This window comes from Ensifer sp. R-19, from assembly GCF_049905105.1.
In the GTDB taxonomy this organism is placed as follows: Bacteria; Pseudomonadota; Alphaproteobacteria; order Rhizobiales; family Rhizobiaceae; genus Ensifer.
On the sequence record NZ_CP184569.1, the window covers coordinates 870,611 to 888,949 of the forward strand.

An 18,339-nucleotide genomic window follows, 5' to 3' on the forward strand; every position below is an offset into this window, starting at 1 on the left:
TTCACGTTCCACGGAAAATCTGGAGTAGAGTTTATGAGCCTGGTCAATACGATCCGCAACACGCTCGTACCGGTGCACAAGGAAGGCTATCGCTTCGTCGCGATCTTCTTTGTCGTGTCGCTGGTGCTTGGCTTCCTGTGGGAGCCGTTGATGTGGATCGGCTTCGTGCTGACCGCCTGGTGCGCCTATTTCTTCCGTGATCCTGAACGCATGACGCCGATCGACGACGATCTGGTGATCAGCCCGGCCGACGGCCGCGTTTCGTCGATCGCAACGGTGATGCCGCCGGAAGAACTGAACCTCGGCTCGGAACCGATGCTCCGCATCTCGGTTTTCATGAACGTGTTCAACTGCCATGTGAACCGTGCGCCGATGGCCGGCACCATCACCCGCGTCGCCTACCGCGCCGGCAAGTTCGTCAATGCCGAGCTTGACAAGGCCAGCCACGAGAACGAGCGCAACGGCCTGGTGATCGAGACCAAGCACGGCGCGATCGGAGTCGTCCAGATCGCCGGCCTCGTTGCTCGCCGCATCCTCTGCTGGAAGTATGAGAACGGTTCGCTGGACGCCGGCGAGCGCTTTGGTCTGATCCGCTTCGGTTCGCGCCTCGACGTCTTCCTGCCCGCAGGAGCCGAGCCGCGCGTCAGCGTCGGCCAGACTGCCGTTGCCGGCGAAACCGTGCTTGCCGAGTTCGGCTCGGCTAAGGGCCCGGTCCTCAGCCGTCGCGCATAAGGAGTGTACATGGAAGGCTCTGAACAGGAAAACCCAGCCGAACCGCCGAAAGCTACCAGCGACGCGAGCGGCTCAAACGACACCGGTCGTGGTCCTCGGCTGCGCGAGATACCGCTGCGGCTGATGATCCCGAACCTGATCACGGTGCTGGCGATCTGTGCCGGTCTCTCGGGTATTCGGCTCGCCTTCGAAAACCGCATCGAGCTTGCCGTTGCCATGGTCTTGCTCGCGGCATTCCTCGACGGCATCGACGGCCGCGTCGCACGCCTCTTGAAGGCGACGTCGAATTTTGGCGGCCAGATGGACTCCCTCGCCGATATCATCAATTTCGGCGTTGCGCCGGCGCTCGTGCTCTACGTCTTCATCCTGGATCAGGCGCGCTCGATCGGCTGGATCGCGGCGCTGATCTACGCGATCGCCTGTGGCCTGCGGCTTGCGCGCTTCAACGTCATGGCCGAACGCCAGTCCAAGGCGCCGTGGCAATCGGAGTATTTCGTTGGCGTGCCGGCGCCGGCGGGCGCGATGCTGGTGCTGCTGCCGGTCTATCTGGGGCTGCTGGGCTTGGCGCCTGAACGCACCTTCGCGCTGATTGCATCGGGCTACACCGTGCTCATCGCTTTCCTGTTGGTCAGCCGATTGCCGGTCTGGTCCGGTAAGTCGGAAAACAGCCGCGTGCGCCGCGATCTCGTCCTGCCGGCCATTCTCGGTGTCGTCTTCTATGTCGCGACGCTGATGACCTACACCTGGGAGACGATGGCAGTGACGGCCCTCGGCTACCTGATCACGCTGCCCTTCGGCGCGCGCTCCTGGCAGCGCAAGTACGGCGGCGATTGGCCGGCCCATCCGTCGACGGGTGGGGACGGCCTGCCGGGTGACAAGGACTGACTGAGTTTCAGCAAGGTACAAAAAGGCCACCGTGGTGACACGGTGGCCTTTTTGTTTGGAAAGCGCGTCGAAGCTTACTCCGGCATCCGGTAATCGACGATCTTGTCTTCGCGGACGATGTAGAGCTTGCCGGTCTCAGTCTGGTCAGGGCCGACGAGCGGCAGAAGCTTGGCGGCAACTTCGGAGGGATGCGGCACCGTCTCCGGATCCTCGCCGGGCATCGCCTGCGCGCGCATCGCCGTGCGGGTGGCGCCGGGATCGACACAGAGGATGCGCAGCGGCAGGCGCTGCGTTTCGCCGGCCCAGGTGCGGGCCAGCGCCTCGACGGCTGCCTTCGATGCGGAGTAGGGGCCCCAGAAGGGCTTGCACTTGTGCGCAGCGCTCGACGACAGGATCAGCGCACGGCCGGCGTCCGATTTGATCAGCAGCGGCTCCAGCGAGCGGATCAGCCGCCAGGTGGCGTTGACGTTGATGTTCATCACCTTTTCGAACACCTTCGCCTCGACATGGCCGATCGGCGAGATCGTGCCGAGCACGCCGGCATTGGCGACCATGATGTCGAGCTTGCCCCAGCGCTCGTTGATGGCGCCACCGAGCTTGTCGATCGCTGCCATGTCGGCGAGATCGAAGGGCACCAGCGTCGCCGAACCGCCCGCAGCCTTGATCGCGTCGTCGAGTTCTTCAAGCCCGCCGACGGTGCGCGCGCAGGCGACGACATGGGCACCGGCCTTGGCCAGTTCGAGAGCGGTGAAATAGCCGATACCGCGCGATGCGCCGGTGACCACGGCCACCCGGCCTTTGAGATCGATCGTCATTTTATTGTCTGATTATCCGTTGCTGGCGAGAACCGAGAGTTTGCGGACATTGCTGGCGCCTTCCTGGTCGAGAAGGCGGGTCGGATAGTCCCCGGTGAAATAGTGGTCGGTGAACTGCGGCGCCTTCGGATCGCGCTTCTCGCCGCCGACCGCCTCATAGAGGCCGTCGATCGACAGGAATTCGAGCGAGTCTGCCCCGATGTAGCGGCACATGGAGGCGAGGTCGACATGCTGGTTGGCGAGCAGCTTGTCGCGATCCGGCGTGTCGATGCCGTAGAAATCCGGGTGGAAGATCATCGGGCTCGCGACTCGCACATGCACTTCGCGTGCACCGGCCTCCCGCATCATCTGCACGATCTTCACCGACGTCGTGCCACGCACGATCGAATCATCGACCAGAATGACGCGCTTGCCTTCGATCATCGCGCGGTTGGCTGAGTGCTTGAGTTTGACGCCGAAGGCGCGGATCTGCTGCGTCGGCTCGATGAAGGTGCGGCCGACATAGTGGTTGCGGATGATGCCGTATTCGAAGGGAATGCCGCTCTGCTGGGCATAGCCAAGGGCGGCCGGCGTTCCGCCGTCCGGTACCGGAACCACCACATCGGCTTCGACGGGCGCCTCCTTGGCGAGATTGATGCCCATGTTCTTGCGCGACACGTAAATGCTGCGGCCGCCGACGACCGAATCCGGGCGGGCGAAATAGACATATTCGAACAGGCAGAGGCGTTCCGGCTGCGATACCTCCGGCTTGCGAGAATCGATCGAGATCGATCCGTCGGGCTGGATCTCGCAGATGATCACCTCGCCGTTCTCGACATCGCGGACGTAAGTTGCGCCGATGATGTCAAGCGCGCAGGTCTCGGAGCAGAAGATCGGCTTGCCGTCGAGTTCGCCCATGACGAGCGGTCGGATGCCGATCGGGTCACGCGCGGCGATCAGCTTGGTGCGCGTCATCGCCAGCATCGAGTAGCCGCCTTCCATCTGTCGGATGGCGTCGATGAAGCGGTCGGACGAGGAGGCGTGCTTGGAACGGGCGATCAGATGCAGGACGACTTCGGTGTCGGAGGTCGACTGACAGATGGCGCCATCGGCGATCAACTGACGGCGAAGGGTGAGGCCGTTGGTGAAGTTGCCGTTGTGAGCGATCGCGATGCCGCCGACTTCAAGTTCGGCAAAGAGCGGCTGGACGTTGCGCAGCGCCACTTCGCCCGTCGTCGAGTAGCGGGTGTGGCCGATCGACATGAAGCCGGGGAGCTTTGCCAGCGTCGCCGGGTCGGTGTAGTGGTCGCCGACGAGGCCCATGCGCTTTTCGGTGCAGAACTGCTTGCCGTCGAAGGTGACGATGCCGGCGGCTTCCTGGCCGCGATGCTGGAGCGCATGCAGGCCGAGCGCCGTCAGCGCCGCCGCGTCCGAGTGCCCCAATATGCCGAAGACGCCGCACTCTTCGTGCAGTTCATCGCCTTCGAGTTCATCGTGGATTTCCATGGATCTCAGATCGGTCATCACTGTCGCCTTTGCTCCGTACCGGTGCGCATATCGTGATCAGGCCCGCCATCTTCAAGCGATCTTAGCTGAAAACGGCTGCAAGCGTTATTCCCCAAAAGGACAAAGCCCGCGGGGCGGGCTTTGTCGGCAAATCGTTCCTGTCTCAGCCGTTGGTGGCCGGTGCGTCGTCGGCGGGCGCCTGCTCCGGCGTCGTCGACGGTGTCTGGCCGGGGGTCGCCGCCGGCGCTTCGCCTTCACCTTCGCCGGTGGTGTCCTTGCCGCGCAGGCGGTCGAGAATGGTGGCGTCGGCTTCTTCAGGCAAAAGCGCGATCAGCTTGTTGCCGAGATTGTCGAGCAGCGGCTTCGACTTCGCCTGGGTTACCCAGGTCGGCTGCTGCTGCGGAGCGACGAGCCAGTTGAAGAACAGCATGGCGACGACGACCAAAAGAATGCCGCGGGCGGCACCGAACAGGAAGCCGAGGGTGCGGTCGAGCGCGCCGATGCGGCTGTCGATGATGAAATCGGCAATCCGCATGGTGATGAAGGAAATGATGATCAGCGCGACCAGGAAGATCACCGCCGCCGATCCGATCAGCGCGACAGTATCGCTGTTGGTGTACTGCTTGGCGTAGGGCAGAAGCTGCGGGTAGAGGAAATAGGCGGCCGCGGCCGCACCGACCCAGCTCGCGACCGAGAGCACCTCACGCGAGAAGCCTCGAACCATGGCCAGGATTGCGGAAAACAGGGCGACGCCGAGAACGATACCGTCGAGAATTGTAATGGGCATTTTGTCCTTACTCCGGACCCGGTTCGTCCGGGTCTCCTCAAGCCTATCCGCCATCGGCCCTGCTTGACGTTCAGGGCATTTTCAGCCTCTTCGCGGCCCCTACAGCGCCGCGCGTCCTTTCGGGCGCGCAAAGGTCGCTGTAGCGCTCAGACCTGCTGCATAATTTTGTCCTTAAATCGATCCCGATCTAAGGAATTATGCAGTCGTGGCCGGTCTGCGACACCCGCATCTTCAATCTTCGTCCTCCACCGGTCTCAGCGCGTTTCGCGATCCCGCGATGCGCGCCACCAGATCCGGCAGGCTTTCCATTTCGCTCCATCGGCCATTGCCGTTTTTCGGCAATTCGGTGGACGCGGACGGCAGGACCGCCTGCGAGAACCCGAGTTTCTCGGCTTCCTTAAGGCGTTGTGCGGTATGCGCAACCGGCCGGATGGCGCCCGACAAGCTGACTTCGCCGAAATAGACGCAATCCGCAGGAAGGGCAAGCCCGGCAAGCGATGAAACCAGTGCGGAAGCCACAGCTAGATCGGCAGCAGGCTCCGAAATGCGATAGCCGCCGGCGATATTGAGATAGACGTCGTGCTGGCCGAGGCGTACGCCGCAATGGGCTTCGAGCACGGCGAGGATCATCGACAGGCGGGCGGAATCCCAGCCGACGATAGCGCGCCGCGGCGTACCGAGCGAGGTCGGCGCGACGAGCGCCTGCACTTCGACAAGAATGGGGCGGGTGCCTTCCATGCCGGCAAAGACTGCCGCACCCGGCGATTTTTCGTTGCGCTCGCCGAGGAACAGCTCCGAAGGGTTGGCGACTTCGCGCAGACCCTTGTCCGACATTTCGAAGACGCCGATCTCGTCGGTCGGGCCGAAGCGGTTCTTGACGGTGCGCAGGATGCGGTAGTGGTGGCCGCGGTCGCCTTCGAAGTAAAGCACCGCATCGACCATGTGCTCGACGACGCGTGGGCCGGCGATCTGGCCCTCCTTGGTGACGTGGCCGACGAGCACGACGGCGGTGCCTGTCTGTTTGGCAAAGCGGATCATCGCCTGCACGCCGGTCCTGACCTGGGTGACGGTGCCGGGCGCCGAATCGACGATGTCGCTCCAGAGCGTCTGGATCGAATCGATGATCACCAAATCGGGGCGCTTGCCTTCCGAAAGCGTTGCCAGGATGTCCTCGACATTGGTCTCTGCGGCAAGCAGCACGTCGCTATCGGCAGCACCCAGGCGCTGGGCGCGCAGACGCACCTGCGCCACGGCCTCCTCACCCGAGACATAGATGACCCGGTGGTTGCGACGCGAAAGTGCGGCCGCTGCCTGCATCAGCACGGTTGATTTGCCGATCCCCGGGTCGCCGCCGACGAGCAACGCCGAGCCGCGCACGAAACCGCCGCCGGTCGCCCGGTCGAGTTCCGAAATCCCGGTCTGGATACGCGGCGCATCCTCGATCTCGCCGGAAAGCGTGGTGAGCGCCACCGGGCGGCCCTTCTTCGGCGCGCGCGTCGGACCGCCGCCGATACCGGCGGTCGGGTCGTCCTCGATGATCGTGTTCCATTCACCGCAGCCTTCGCATTTGCCCGCCCAGCGGGTGTGGACGGTGCCGCAGTTCTGGCAGATGAATTGGGTACGGGCTTTCGCCATCAGGATCGGACTTTCGAAATCTGGGAGCCGCCGGCACACATGCGAGGCGATGCCGCCGACGACAGGAGAATCACCTTTGTCGTCACATAATGCCGCGGAACGCGGAACAAAAGGTGAATTTTAGCGAAGGCCGCAAGGAATTCACGGGAAAGCCACGTCAGACGGCGCCGACATAGTTCCTGATGTAACGATGCCCGAGGCTGGTCAGCAGCTCATAGCCGATGGTTCCGCCGGCGCGCGCCACGTCGTCAATGGCGATGTTTCGGCCGAAAAGCTCGATGTAATCGCCCGGCCGCGCTGCACCGGCCGGCAGGTCGGTGACGTCGAACAGGCTGAGGTCCATGGTGACGCGCCCCACATGCGGCACGCGCTTGCCGTGCAGGAAGCCGAATGCCCCTGATGGTGTTGCCTGCCGCAGAGTCACGCCGCCGCCGGAGACCGAACGATGGTAGCCGTCGGCGTAGCCGACCGCGACGGTGGCGATGCGGCTGTCCCTGTCGAAGCGGGCGGAGGCGCCGTAGCTCGCCGTGCCTCCGGCCGCGACCTCGCGGATCTGGATGATCCTGGCTTCGGCGGTTACCACCGGGGTCATCGGGTTGATGGCATCGTTGACCGCCTCGCCGCCATAGACGGCAATGCCCGGCCGGGTGAGCTCGAAGTGATAGTCTGCGCCCAGGAACACACCGCCGGAATTGGCAAGGCTTGCATCGACACCCTCATAGGCAGCTGTCGCTTCGCGGAAGCGCCCGAGCTGGTAGGCGTTCAACGGGTGCTGCGGTTCGTCGGCACAGGCGAGGTGGCTCATGATCAGGACTGGCGAGAAGCTTGCGGGTCGCGCCGGGTCATTGGCAAGCGCCACGGCGGCCTCGACCGACAGGCCCAGCCGGTTCATGCCGGTATCGATATGCAGCACGCAGGGGTGGTCGCCGCGCTCGGAAAGAGCCGCTATGAACACCGCAAGCTGCTCGTCGGAATTGATGATCGGCACCAGGTCATTGTCGAAGAAGAGCTCTTCGTTGCCCGGCCACATGCCCGCGAGAATGTAGATGCGGCCCTCCGGAACGAGGGGGCGCAGTTCCGCACCTTCCTCGGCATTGGCGACGAAGAAGTCGCGCGCACCGGCGGCATAGAGGGCAGGGGCTGCATCATCGATGCCGAGGCCATAGGCGTCCGCTTTCAGGACCGCTGCCGCCCGCGCCTTGCCGGAGCGGGCATTCATCGTCCGCCAATTGTCGGCAAGCGCACCGAGATCGATCGTGAGGCGGTTGGAGGCGGAAAGAAATTCTGGGGGGAGCATGCCGGACACTCTTCGTGGACGATACGAAGAGCAATACAGCCAACGGCCCATGGTCGCAAATGCTCGCCTGTCGCATCGCCGTCACGCGGGCCCTGAAGGAAGGATGAGCACTTTTGTGCAAGACGGGATCGCCTCGGGTCACTATGGTTGCCCAATGCAGACGATTTCGCAGGAAGAAGCCATAGAGGTCATGCCGATTGAAGGCGGTGAGCGCACGCGCTTCTGGCGCGATCCTCGCTTTATGGGCATGGAATGTCTGACGGCGACCTTCATTACCCATGAATTCGCGCCGCATGCACATGAGACGTTCAGCATCGGCGCGATCGAGGCCGGCTCGCAGATCAGCAAGATCAAGGGCGAACGTTCGGAGGCGGGCCCTGGGTTCTTCTACCTGATCAACCCCGACGAAATCCACGACGGCCACCCCGGCGGCAGCGGCTATCGTTATCGCATGGTCTATCCGAGCGCCGATCTGCTGGTGAACATCATCGAGGACGTGACCGGTCGCGCTTTCAAGGGAACGCCGTCCTTCTCGAGGCGGGTGCTGCAGGATCCGGACCTCGCCTTGTCCTTTCATCAAGCGCACCGAACGCTTGAGCTGGCAGGCGGCACGCTCGAGGCCGAAGAAAGAATGTTCGGCGTGCTTGCGGCGATGTTCGAGAGGCACGGCAGTACGATCATCACCCCGATCGAGACGCGCGAGCAGTCCGCCGTGCATCGGGCGCGGGACTATCTGATCGAGAATTATGCTGAAGACGTCGGGCTCGAGGAACTCGCCAAGGTCGCAGGGCTCAGCCGCGCGCACCTGATCCGTGCCTTCCGCAAGGAATTCCATATCACTCCACATGCCTTTCTGACCGACAAGCGCGTGCGTGCTGCCAAGACCTTGCTCAGGCACGGCTGGTCGGCAGTGGATGCCGCCTATCAGTGCGGCTTCGCCGATCAGGCGCATTTCAGCCGCCACTTCAAGGCGCGCACCGGCGTGACACCCGGCGCCTTCCGCGCCGGCTGATCACTTTCGTTCAATACGGGATCTGCTTCCGCCTATAGACGTTCTCCGTTTCGTGTGAATGGAGACAGGGACGTTGCAGGTAAGAAATGCGTTGCAGGAATTTCGGGCCGCGGCGATCGCGATGACGCCGCTGATCGTAGCCGTCATGCCGATCGGCCTGGTGTTCGGTGCCGTGGCGGCGGCCAAGGGGCTGACGCCGGCCGAGGTGACGCTAATGAGCGCACTGGTCTTTGCCGGTGGGTCGCAATTCGTCGCCATGGATATCTGGACACATCCGGCGTCCTGGGCCGCACTCGGCTTCTCGGCTCTGCTCGTCAACATCCGCCATGTGCTGATGAGCGCCTCGATCGGCAGCAAGCTTGACGGTTTCTCCGGGCCGGCGCGCTATGCCTCGATGCTGCTTCTCGCCGATGAAATCTGGGCCATGGCCGAGATGCGCGCGAGCAATGGCAAACTCACGCCCGCCTGGTATGCCGGCCTCGCCGTGCCCTTCTACTGCGCCTGGGTCCTGACGAGCCTGACGGGCGCGATGGTTGGCGCCCTGCTGGGCGATCCCAAGGTCATCGGCCTCGACTTCGCATTCCCTGCCGTTTTCATCATCCTGGTCATGGGGTTCTGGAAGGGGCGCGAAACGGGTGCCGTTCTGGCCGCGAGCGCTTGTGCGGCCGTGGTCACGCATCAATTGCTGCCGGGCGTCTGGTACATTGCGGCTGGTGCTGCAGCCGGCGTCGTCGTGGCTATGCTTTCAGGCGGACACAAGGAGGCCCACGCATGAGCGTCGATCTCAACACTTTGCTTGCGATCCTGGCCATGGCAGTCGCGACGGTCGCGACCCGCATCGGCGGTCTCGTACTGATCCGCTACGTGACGATCGGAGAAAACCAGAAGCGCGCCCTCGAGGCCATTCCGCCAGCGGTTCTGATGGCGGTCATCGCTCCGACGGCAGTGGTCGCCGGCCCGGCCGAAACGATTGCCGCTGCCTTGACGGCGGTTGCTGCAACCAGGCTGCCGCTCTTGGCATCCGTTGCCGTCGGCGTGGTTTCGGTGGCGCTGTTGCGTCAGGTTCTAGGCGGCGCCTGGTAAAAGGCGGTGCCGGTTGAGCCCATCACGCTTGGGCGGCTCGTTGTGAAGTAGAGCGGGCTGGGAAACCGCAAACATTTTTCCCAGCCCGCTCCGGCCGCCCCCACGGAACTCTAGTGTTCTTCGTACTGGGTGAAGGAGGGATCGGCGAGATCGGTGAAGCGCGTGAATTCCGACTGGAAGGCGAGCTTCACGGTGCCGGTCGGTCCGTGACGCTGCTTGGCGATGATCACGTCAGCCGTGCCCTTCACCTGCTCCATCTTCATCTTCCACTCTTCGTACTTCGGGTCGAACTCGTCGCGCGGCTCCAGGTTCTTCACGTAGTATTCCTCGCGGAACACGAAGAGCACGACGTCGGCGTCCTGCTCGATCGAGCCCGATTCACGAAGGTCGGAGAGCTGCGGGCGCTTGTCTTCGCGGCTCTCCACCTGACGGGAGAGCTGCGACAACGCGATGATCGGAACGTTCAGTTCCTTGCCGAGCGCCTTGAGGCCGGTCGTGATCTGGGTGATTTCCTGCACGCGGTTGTCGCTCGATTTGCCCGAGCCGGTCATGAGCTGGATATAGTCCACCACCAGGCAATCGAGGCCACGCTGGCGCTTCAGGCGCCGGGCGCGGGCGGAAAGCTGGGCGATCGAGATACCACCGGTCTGGTCGATGTAGAGCGGCACCTTCTGCATCATCTGCGAGCAGGCGACGAGCTTTTCGAAGTCGGCCTCGGAAATGTCACCGCGGCGGATCTTCGACGAAGAGACCTCGGTCTGTTCGGAGATGATACGGGTGGCGAGCTGTTCGGACGACATTTCGAGCGAGTAGAAGCCGACGACGCCGCCGTTCCTGGCCTTGAACGAACCGTCCGCCTGGACTTCAGGCTCGTAGGCGGCAGCGATGTTGTAGGCGATGTTGGTGGCAAGCGAGGTCTTGCCCATGCCGGGACGCCCTGCAAGCACGATCAAGTCCGAGCGCTGCAGGCCGCCCATGCGGGCGTCGAGGGATAGGATGCCGGTGGAAATGCCGGAGAGGCTGCCGTCGCGCTCGAAGGCCGCACCTGCCATGTCGATCGCAAGCGCGACGGCATCGTTGAACGACTGGAAGCCACCGTCGTAGCGGCCGGTTTCGGCGAGTTCGAACAGGCGGCGTTCGGCATCCTCGATCTGGCCCTGGGGCGGCATATCGAGCGGCGCGTCGTAGGCGATGTTGACCATGTCCTCGCCGATCGTGATCAGCGAGCGGCGCAGCGCCAGATCGTAGATCGCACGGCCATAGTCTTCGGCGTTGATGATCGAAACCGCTTCGGCCGCGAGGCGCGCGAGATACTGCGCGACGGTCAGGTCGCCGACCTTTTCGTCAGCCTTGAGGAAGGTCTTGATGGTGACCGGGTTGGCGGTCTTGCCCATACGGATGATGTCGCCAGCAACCTCATAGATCTTGCGGTGCAGCGGCTCATGCAGATGCACGGGCTTCAGGAAGTCCGAGACGCGATAGAAGGCGTCGTTGTTGACGAGGATCGCGCCGAGCAAAGCCTGCTCGGCTTCAAGGTTGTTCGGCGCCTCGCGATAGTGCTGGTCCACCTGATCCTTGCTGATAGGGGATAGCTTTCGCGCCGCGTCATTCATGTCGTTTTATCTCTGCCTTTGTCTGGTGTGGCACCGGTTTGCGATCTACCGCGAGCCGGGTCAAGTGCAGGGGGGACACACTCGCAAAGCGTCTCATCGCAGCCTCGCGCTTTTCCCGTTGTTCGACTGATCCACAGGCCAGGTTCACAAAAGCGTAGAATCTCGCCTTGCCACAAAATTGGCCGTTGACGCGACGAATCGCCCGAGCCTTCCGGGGCATGGGGGAAGTCTAGCGCCGTCCTCCCCCGCCTCAAAATCCTGATCTTGAAAATCCCCCGCATTTGGATTAGATAGAGTCAAAATAATTAGCATGCTAGTAATATGGAAAAGATACCAATGTATCAGCCCACCGTGAACCGCGAATTGTTCGATGCCCTGTCGCTGGTCAATCGCAAGCTGCGGGCCGTGTTCGACGCTCGGGTGAAGGAGAAGAGCCTCACGCTGTCGCGGGCCCGAGCGCTCTTCTGCTTGACCCGGAAGGATGGTTTGAACCAGCGCGAGCTGGCCGATGAGCTCGATATTGAAACGCCGACACTGGTGCGTCTGCTCGATGGCATGGAGAAGCAAGGTTTCATCGAGCGGCGGGTCGAGGCCTCCGACCGGCGCGCCAAGCAGATCCATATGACTGAGTTCGGCCGTTCCGTCGCTGACGAAATCCTGCGGCTTGCCGACGAGATCCGGGCGGAAGTGCTGCAAGGTATCGATGCCGCCGAACTTGCCGTGACGCAGCGGGTGGTGCGGGCGATCGCCGATAACGTCCAGTCGCTGGCGCGGGAGTGACAGCGATGAGCGCAGTCGCCACTGCTGCTGCAAACGACAATCGTAACGCCGCTCCGCTGGAGACGGGCGTGGCTAGCTATGACGAGGAGGCGGTTTCTCCCGCTGCACCGATCCCGGCCCCGGTGCCGGCGCCCGCCCCGGTCGACAAAAGCCTGGCACTATCGGCGGTCTATGTCGTCGGGTCGGTTCTCCTGTTCCTGACGCAGGGCCTGGGCATGAACCTGGCGCTTGCCAATCTGACGCAGATCCAGGGTTCGCTCTCGGCGACCTCCGTCGAGGCCGGCTGGCTGTCTGCGGCCTACATGGCGCCCAATGTCAGCCTGTCGATCGCGCTGGTGAAGATTCGCGCTCAATACGGGCTGCGCCGCTTTGCCGAAATCAGCATCGTCGGCTTCGTCATCGTATCGCTGATGAACGTCTTCGTTTCCGACCTGCATTCCGCCATCGTCGTCCGCTTCATCAGCGGCATTGCTGCTGCACCGATGTCGACGCTCGGCTTCCTCTACATGCTCGAAGCCTTTCCGCCGGCGCGCAAGCTGACAGTCGGTCTGGCACTGGCGCTCACCTGCACGACGATCTCCGCGCCGATCACCCGGCTGATCTCGCCGACCCTGATCGAATACGGCCAGTGGCATGCGCTCTACACGCTCGAAATGGCGTTGGCACTGATCGCGCTGCCGATCATCTATCTGCTGCCGCTGACGCCGGTGCCGCATGCCAAGGTCATCCAGCGCATGGATATCCTGAGCTATCTGTTCGTCGCCCTTGCCTTCGGCTGCCTAGCCATCGTGTTGACCATGGGGCGTCTCTACTGGTGGTTCGAGGCATCCTGGCTCGGCGTCCTCCTGGTCGTTTCAATCGCAACACTGACGACCGTGGTGCTGATCGAGCTCCATCGCAAGGTGCCGTTGATCGACATACGCTGGATCACCTCGAAGGAGATCGTGCACTTTGCTGCCGTTCTGCTCATCTTCCGCCTGGTTGCCTCCGAGCAGTCCACGATCGCGACGAATTTTTATCAACAGCTCGGCCTCCAATTCGAACAGGTCGCGACGCTCTATTGGATCATCCTTGCCGCGGCGATAGCCGGCGGCCTGCTCTGTGCCGTGCTGATGAACCCGCAGCATGCAGAGCGTGTGCACGTCCTGGCGCTCTGCCTGCTGGCGACCGGCGCCTACATGGACAGCCAGGCGACGAGCCTGACACGGCCCGAGCAGATGTATCTGAGCCAGGCAATGATTGCCTCGGGAACTGCGCTCTTCCTGCCGCCGGCCATGGCGCGCGGCTTCAAGGCTGCGCTTGCGAAGGGGCCGAGCTACATCCTGAGCTTCATCGTGATCTTCCTCTTCACCCAGAGCATCGGCAGCCTGATCGGCTCCGCAGCCTTCGGCACCTTCGTAACGATCCGTGAAAAATTCCATTCCAACATTCTCGCCGAACAGATCGTCTTGTCGAACCCGCTGGTTGCCCAGCGCGTCAACCAGCTCTCCGCCGCCTATAGCAAAGTGATGGGCGACAAGACCTTGCTGGGCGGCGAGGGCACCGTGCTCCTGTCGCAGCAGGTCACCCGCGAAGCCTATATCCTTGCCTACAACGACGCATTCCTGCTTGCCGCCGTGATCGCGCTTTTCGCGCTCGCCGGCCTGCTCCTGCACATGTCCTACAATTGGCTCACGCAGCGGCTGACGGACCCCGCGCCGGCGCCGGCCGCCTGATTAATCGAGTTGATGACCATGCTGAAGTTCCTACGTTCCCCGACCACCATCATTGTGCTTCTCGCCGGCATCGCCGGCGTAACCCTCGTGCTCTATGCTTGGCGGCTGCCACCGTTCCACAGCTCCGTGGAGATGACGGAGAATGCCTATGTGCGCGGCTACGTCACGATCATGAGCCCGCAGCTTTCGGGCTATGTCGCCGATGTTCCGGTGCACGACTACGAGACGGTGAAGGCCGGACAATTGCTGGTGAAGATCGACGATCGCATCTATGCGCAGAAGTTGGCGCAGGCCGAAGCGACGCTTGCCGGGCAGAAGGCGGCGCTCGCCAACTCCCATCAGCAGGAACTGTCGGCCAAGGCTGGCATCGCCGCCAGCGAAGCGCAGCTCGATAGCGCCAAGGCGGCCTTCAATCGGGCCCGCGCCACCTGGGATCGCATTCGCCCGCTTGCCGAAAAGGGCGTGTCGACGCGCAGCGATGCCGATCAGGCGCGTGCCGGCTTCGAACAGGCGGACGCGGCTGTGAGCCAGGCCGAGGCCGGGCTGGAAGTGTCGAAGCAGGCATTGGCGACCACGCTTGGCGCGCGCGCCGGATTGGAAGCTGCCGTGACCGGTGCCGAGGCGGCCGTCGAACTGGCGCGTATCGATCTCGAAAACACCCGCATCGTTGCGCCGCGTGACGGCAGGCTGGGCGAGATCGGCGCTCGGATCGGTCAATATGTGACGGCGGGATCGCAACTGCTCGCGCTGGTGCCGAACGAAGTGTGGGTCGTCGCCAATTTCAAGGAGACGCAACTCGACGGCATGAAGGCTGGCCAGCCCGTCGCCATTGCGGTCGACGCCCTGCAGAAGAGCGAACTTACGGGACACATCGAGCGCTTCTCGCCGGCAGCCGGTTCGGAATTCAGCGTGATCCGCGCGGACAACGCCACCGGCAACTTCACCAAGGTGGCTCAGCGCGTCGGCGTGCGGATCGTGGTCGATCCCGGTCAGCCGCTGGCTGAGATGCTCTCGCCCGGTCTCTCGGTCGTCGTGCGCGTCGACAAGGACGCGCCGGCGCGGACTGCGGCGGATCAGGTGACCAGCGACGCCGTGCCCGTCGCTGCGCATGGGTAATCTGCCGCCTCGCGTCTTGCGATTTTAGTTCTACCCCCTGGGGCCAATAAAAAAGCCCGGATCGATGATCCGGGCTTTCGTATATGGGATGGCCGCTAAGGCTTATTCTTCTTCGCCTTCGAATTCGGCTTCCGGGTTGAAGAAGTCTTCCGGCTTCAGGGCGTCTTCGTCAACGCCGTAGATGGCGTCGGCCGAGGTCAGGCTTTCGCCCTTGGACTGGCGCTCGGCTTCTTCAGCCGAACGGGCAACGTTGACTTCAACCGAGATCTCGACTTCCGAGTGCAGGTGCAGCGTGACCTTGTGCAGGCCGATCGACTTGATCGGGTGGTTGAGGTCGACCTGGTTGCGGCCGACGTTGAAGCCTTCGGCAGCGAGCACTTCGATGATGTCGCGAGCAGCAACCGAACCGTAGAGCTGGCCGGTTTCGCCAGCGGAGCGGACGATGACGAAGGTCTTGCCGTCGAGCTTTTCGGCAACCGACTGGGCTTCCGACTTGCGCTCGAGGTTGCGGGCTTCGAGCGTCGAACGCTCAGCTTCGAAACGGGCCTTGTTGGCGGCGTTGGCGCGCAGCGCCTTGCCGAGCGGCAGCAGGTAGTTGCGAGCAAAGCCGTCGCGGACCTTTACGGTTTCGCCCATCTGGCCGAGCTTGGCGATACGTTCGAGAAGAATGACTTGCATGTTGGTTTTCCTTTCAGTGTTCCAATTCGTTGGTCAGTTTTTTCCAACCGGCGTGACCGCGATGGTGCGTCGCGTATCGATCAGGCCGGACAGGAGGAAGAAGAATGCCGGGATCGTGAACACGAGCACCGACAGGTATGCGATCCACAGCACGGGAAGCCGCCAGGACTTGCCGCGCGTGCGGAAATGGAAGGAGGCGAAGCCGGCGAGCAGAAAGCCTGCGCCGAAGGTTCCGCAGATCAACGCACCGATCGTTGCGGGCGCGCCGCCGAGGAAGGTGAGGACCAGGCCGCCGAGGAAGATGAAGATCGCGTTGCGGTGCATGCGCAGCGTCGAGGGGATATCCTCGCGCGGGCGCAGCGACCGGCCCGACATCTGCACGATGCGGGTCGCGACATAATAGGCGGTAAAGAGCATCAGCACCCAGATCGCACCCTGGACGAGCGGCAAAGCGAGTGTGAAGAGCGACTTGATCTGGGCAACGGCAGTGACGTCCGGATTATAGCCCGGGTCCTGCGCCTTCACCGCCTGGATGACGATATCGACCATGCGGTCGGAGATGTCGGCGCCATAGCCGACGATGAGGCCGACGATGATCATGCCGACGGTCACGAGGCCGGCGAGGTGGCTGAGAATATCGGAGAGCGGATACCAGGCGAGCGCTTCATCCGGACCGCCGAGTTCCGAGGCCGGACGGGCAAGATTGGCGAGGTGGCTGAGCCAACCGGCCGGGATCAGCGTGACGACGAGGATCAGCAGCGCGAAATAGGGCGAGATGAGCGCGGCAGCGGTGGCGCCTGCGCTGACGATCGCGGTGATCGCCGCTGCATTGCCCCAGCCAAGGCCGGCAATCAGGATCGGGAGTGCGGAGGCGGCATAGAGGACGATCGCAAGAGACGACTGCGTGTTCGCGCCCATCGACAAGAGGGCGGCGGTAAAGCCGGCGAGAACGCCGGTCAGCAGCGATGTCCTGTTCACGTTCGTCACGTTCGCTGTCCTGCTTCGTGCAGTTAGGGGATGGCAAAGCCCGGCCCCAGCATGGGATTTTGGTGCTGTCGCACCCGTTCCGATCCGCGCCCACCGCGGAAGGGAGAGAAAGAGGCGCTCACCTAAGGGGAGCGCCTCTCCCTGGAGGCAATTTCCGTCGAGTCAGATGACCAACGGAGAGTCAGCCGTTCTTAGGAAACGACGTAGGGCAGCAGGCCGAGGAAGCGTGCACGCTTGATCGCCTGGGCGAGTTCGCGCTGCTTCTTCTGGGAAACGGCCGTGATGCGGGAAGGAACGATCTTGCCGCGCTCGGAAATGTAGCGCTGCAGCAGACGGATGTCCTTGTAGTCGATCCGCGGAGCGTTTGCGCCCGAGAAGGGGCAGGTCTTGCGGCGACGGTGGAACGGGCGACGAACCGGAGCGGAAGAAACTTCAGCCATTGTCTTTATCTCCTAAAGCTTCTTGATTACGCGCGGTCTTCGCGCGGACGACGCGGGCGGTCTTCGCGGTCGCCACGGTCCGGACGCGGACCACGGTCGCCGAAGCTGCGCTCCGGACGGTCGCCATCGCGGCGCGGACGATCGTCGCGGTCGCGCTTCTGCATCATGGCAGACGGGCCTTCCTCGTGCTTCTCAACGGCGATCGTCATGTAGCGCAGGACGTCTTCGTTGATGCGCATCTGACGCTCGATTTCGTGAACAGCCGCTGCCGGAGCGTCGATGTCCATGAGAACGTAGTGAGCCTTGCGGTTCTTCTTGATGCGGTAGGTGAGGGACTTCAGGCCCCAGTTCTCGACGCGACCGACCTTGCCGCCGTTTGCTTCGAGCACGCCCTTGTACTGCTCGACGAGACCGTCGACCTGCTGCGGCGTGATGTCCTGGCGGGCCAGGAATACGTGTTCATAAAGAGCCATTGTGGCTTGCCTTTCTTGCGTTAATCAGCCCGGACCTCGGCGGCTAAGCCTCAACGACTGTTCTTAGTGGCTGACAGGGAGCCGGCAAGAAAGTGTTGTATCGAGACGGTCGAGAGCGGAGACACGGGAGGCCGGAAAGACTTGCAATCCTAACGGCTCCCCTCGAGGAAGCCGGCCCTCCGTTCAGCCACCAGCCAGAAGACCGGGCATTTCGAACAGCGCGCTTATACGCATTTTTCCACGGAAGGCAAGGCTTGGCGCATCTTTTAGATATCTAGGCCAGCGCTTTGACCTTCTTCCACTTGCGCAAACGCCCTGAGGCATTGGCGTAGGGAGAGGATGTGTTGAACTGAATCATGCGACCAAGCGTCCATTTGCCGTACCACGGCTTCCCGTAGAGCGCCTGGTCGTCCCGCGCCTTGATCAGCGCTTCCAGCGTTTCCTTGCTGCGTCTCAGGCGGGCGATGAGCTCCGTCGGCGAAAGAGCCCGGAAATCGGCATAGAACTTCTGTGCGAGCCTGCCGAGCTCGTTCCATTTATATCCGGTCTCGGGGAAGTCGACCGGTTCGCCGCGCTGATCGCGGTCGATCCACTTGGTGACGAGTTCGCCCCAGCCGATGAGGTAGGCGACGAGATCGCCGACGCTCATCGTGGTGCCCTTGGCGTGCCCTTCGAGCGAAGGCTCGCGAAATTGGTCGTCGGAGACCTGTTCCAGTTCGCGCATCAGCTTGGCGAACTGGACGTCGATCGCCTTGAGCAACTCCGCTTTTGTCTGAGGCACGGCCATCGGCGATCGATTCTCGCCT

The 18,339-nt window shown here is 62.9% G+C and carries 19 protein-coding genes; 8 read left to right on the plus strand and 11 right to left on the minus strand.

Features of this window, described 5'->3' with window-relative positions; translation table 11 throughout:
• Window positions 1–33 precede the first annotated feature (33 nt).
• Window positions 34–732 carry a phosphatidylserine decarboxylase gene (locus ACN9MO_RS04140; RefSeq protein ID WP_113132279.1) on the plus strand — a complete coding sequence of 233 codons (699 nt, stop codon included), beginning with the start codon at window positions 34–36 and terminating at the stop codon, window positions 730–732.
• 9 nt (window positions 733–741) lie between these two features.
• Entirely contained in the window at window positions 742–1,617 is an 876-nt protein-coding gene (gene pssA, locus ACN9MO_RS04145) for a CDP-diacylglycerol--serine O-phosphatidyltransferase (RefSeq protein WP_112995429.1), read from the plus strand.
• 74 nt (window positions 1,618–1,691) lie between these two features.
• Here pssA and ACN9MO_RS04150 read toward each other — a convergent pair whose 3' ends face one another.
• The 5 genes from ACN9MO_RS04150 to alr form a co-directional block, all read right to left on the minus strand.
• The gene (locus ACN9MO_RS04150; RefSeq protein WP_112995430.1) at window positions 1,692–2,432 is read right to left on the minus strand and encodes an SDR family NAD(P)-dependent oxidoreductase; all 741 of its coding nucleotides are present in this window, start codon (window positions 2,430–2,432) and stop codon (window positions 1,692–1,694) included.
• A gap of 12 nt (window positions 2,433–2,444) precedes the next feature.
• Window positions 2,445–3,935 (minus strand): amidophosphoribosyltransferase, encoded by a 1,491-nt coding sequence (gene purF, locus ACN9MO_RS04155; protein ID WP_112995431.1) that lies wholly within the window; start codon window positions 3,933–3,935, stop codon window positions 2,445–2,447.
• A gap of 145 nt (window positions 3,936–4,080) precedes the next feature.
• Entirely contained in the window at window positions 4,081–4,704 is a 624-nt protein-coding gene (locus ACN9MO_RS04160; RefSeq protein ID WP_057252728.1) for a CvpA family protein, read from the minus strand.
• 231 nt (window positions 4,705–4,935) lie between these two features.
• Window positions 4,936–6,339: a DNA repair protein RadA gene (gene radA, locus ACN9MO_RS04165; protein ID WP_112995432.1), complete on the minus strand. Its 1,404-nt coding sequence runs from the start codon at window positions 6,337–6,339 to the stop codon at window positions 4,936–4,938.
• Between the two features lie 157 nt (window positions 6,340–6,496).
• Window positions 6,497–7,636 (minus strand): alanine racemase, encoded by a 1,140-nt coding sequence (gene alr, locus ACN9MO_RS04170; RefSeq protein WP_112995433.1) that lies wholly within the window; start codon window positions 7,634–7,636, stop codon window positions 6,497–6,499.
• Between the two features lie 154 nt (window positions 7,637–7,790).
• On the opposite strand from alr, the gene ACN9MO_RS04175 reads away from it, so the two are divergent.
• From ACN9MO_RS04175 to ACN9MO_RS04185, 3 genes are all read left to right on the plus strand, one after another.
• On the plus strand, window positions 7,791–8,648 hold the full coding sequence (locus ACN9MO_RS04175) for an AraC family transcriptional regulator (protein ID WP_112995434.1): 858 nt from the start codon (window positions 7,791–7,793) through the stop codon (window positions 8,646–8,648).
• 121 nt (window positions 8,649–8,769) lie between these two features.
• Window positions 8,770–9,423 (plus strand): AzlC family ABC transporter permease, encoded by a 654-nt coding sequence (locus ACN9MO_RS04180; RefSeq protein WP_057252904.1) that lies wholly within the window; start codon window positions 8,770–8,772, stop codon window positions 9,421–9,423.
• On the plus strand, window positions 9,420–9,731 hold the full coding sequence (locus ACN9MO_RS04185; RefSeq protein WP_112995435.1) for an AzlD domain-containing protein: 312 nt from the start codon (window positions 9,420–9,422) through the stop codon (window positions 9,729–9,731). The genes ACN9MO_RS04180 and ACN9MO_RS04185 overlap by 4 nt, the downstream gene beginning before the upstream one ends.
• Window positions 9,732–9,841: 110 nt before the next feature.
• On the opposite strand, the gene ACN9MO_RS04190 is transcribed toward ACN9MO_RS04185, so the two are convergent.
• On the minus strand, window positions 9,842–11,344 hold the full coding sequence (locus ACN9MO_RS04190) for a replicative DNA helicase (protein ID WP_112995436.1): 1,503 nt from the start codon (window positions 11,342–11,344) through the stop codon (window positions 9,842–9,844).
• A 336-nt stretch (window positions 11,345–11,680) separates the two neighbouring features.
• On the opposite strand from ACN9MO_RS04190, the gene ACN9MO_RS04195 reads away from it, so the two are divergent.
• Genes ACN9MO_RS04195 through ACN9MO_RS04205 form a run of 3 tightly spaced genes read left to right on the plus strand, consistent with a single transcriptional unit; the run spans window position 11,681 to window position 14,955 of the window.
• Complete coding sequence (locus ACN9MO_RS04195) at window positions 11,681–12,124, plus strand: MarR family transcriptional regulator (RefSeq protein WP_113132281.1); 444 nt, start codon at window positions 11,681–11,683, stop codon at window positions 12,122–12,124.
• Between the two features lie 5 nt (window positions 12,125–12,129).
• Window positions 12,130–13,839: an MFS transporter gene (locus tag ACN9MO_RS04200; protein WP_112995438.1), complete on the plus strand. Its 1,710-nt coding sequence runs from the start codon at window positions 12,130–12,132 to the stop codon at window positions 13,837–13,839.
• A gap of 18 nt (window positions 13,840–13,857) precedes the next feature.
• Window positions 13,858–14,955: an HlyD family secretion protein gene (locus ACN9MO_RS04205; RefSeq protein ID WP_112995475.1), complete on the plus strand. Its 1,098-nt coding sequence runs from the start codon at window positions 13,858–13,860 to the stop codon at window positions 14,953–14,955.
• 102 nt (window positions 14,956–15,057) lie between these two features.
• On the opposite strand, the gene rplI is transcribed toward ACN9MO_RS04205, so the two are convergent.
• The 5 genes from rplI to ACN9MO_RS04230 all read right to left on the minus strand — a co-directional run bounded on the left by rplI (window position 15,058) and on the right by ACN9MO_RS04230 (window position 18,320).
• A complete protein-coding gene (gene rplI, locus ACN9MO_RS04210; RefSeq protein WP_057252717.1) occupies window positions 15,058–15,633 on the minus strand; it encodes a 50S ribosomal protein L9 in 576 nt (191 codons plus the stop codon).
• Window positions 15,634–15,666: 33 nt separating this feature from the next.
• A complete protein-coding gene (locus tag ACN9MO_RS04215) occupies window positions 15,667–16,620 on the minus strand; it encodes a hypothetical protein (RefSeq protein WP_058329423.1) in 954 nt (317 codons plus the stop codon).
• A 191-nt stretch (window positions 16,621–16,811) separates the two neighbouring features.
• Window positions 16,812–17,060, minus strand: coding sequence for a 30S ribosomal protein S18 (gene rpsR, locus ACN9MO_RS04220; RefSeq protein WP_025426448.1), 249 nt, complete (start codon window positions 17,058–17,060; stop codon window positions 16,812–16,814).
• Window positions 17,061–17,086: 26 nt separating this feature from the next.
• Complete coding sequence (gene rpsF / locus ACN9MO_RS04225; protein ID WP_057252714.1) at window positions 17,087–17,533, minus strand: 30S ribosomal protein S6; 447 nt, start codon at window positions 17,531–17,533, stop codon at window positions 17,087–17,089.
• Window positions 17,534–17,807: 274 nt separating this feature from the next.
• Window positions 17,808–18,320 (minus strand): ClbS/DfsB family four-helix bundle protein, encoded by a 513-nt coding sequence (locus tag ACN9MO_RS04230; protein WP_057252711.1) that lies wholly within the window; start codon window positions 18,318–18,320, stop codon window positions 17,808–17,810.
• Window positions 18,321–18,339: the final 19 nt, after the last annotated feature.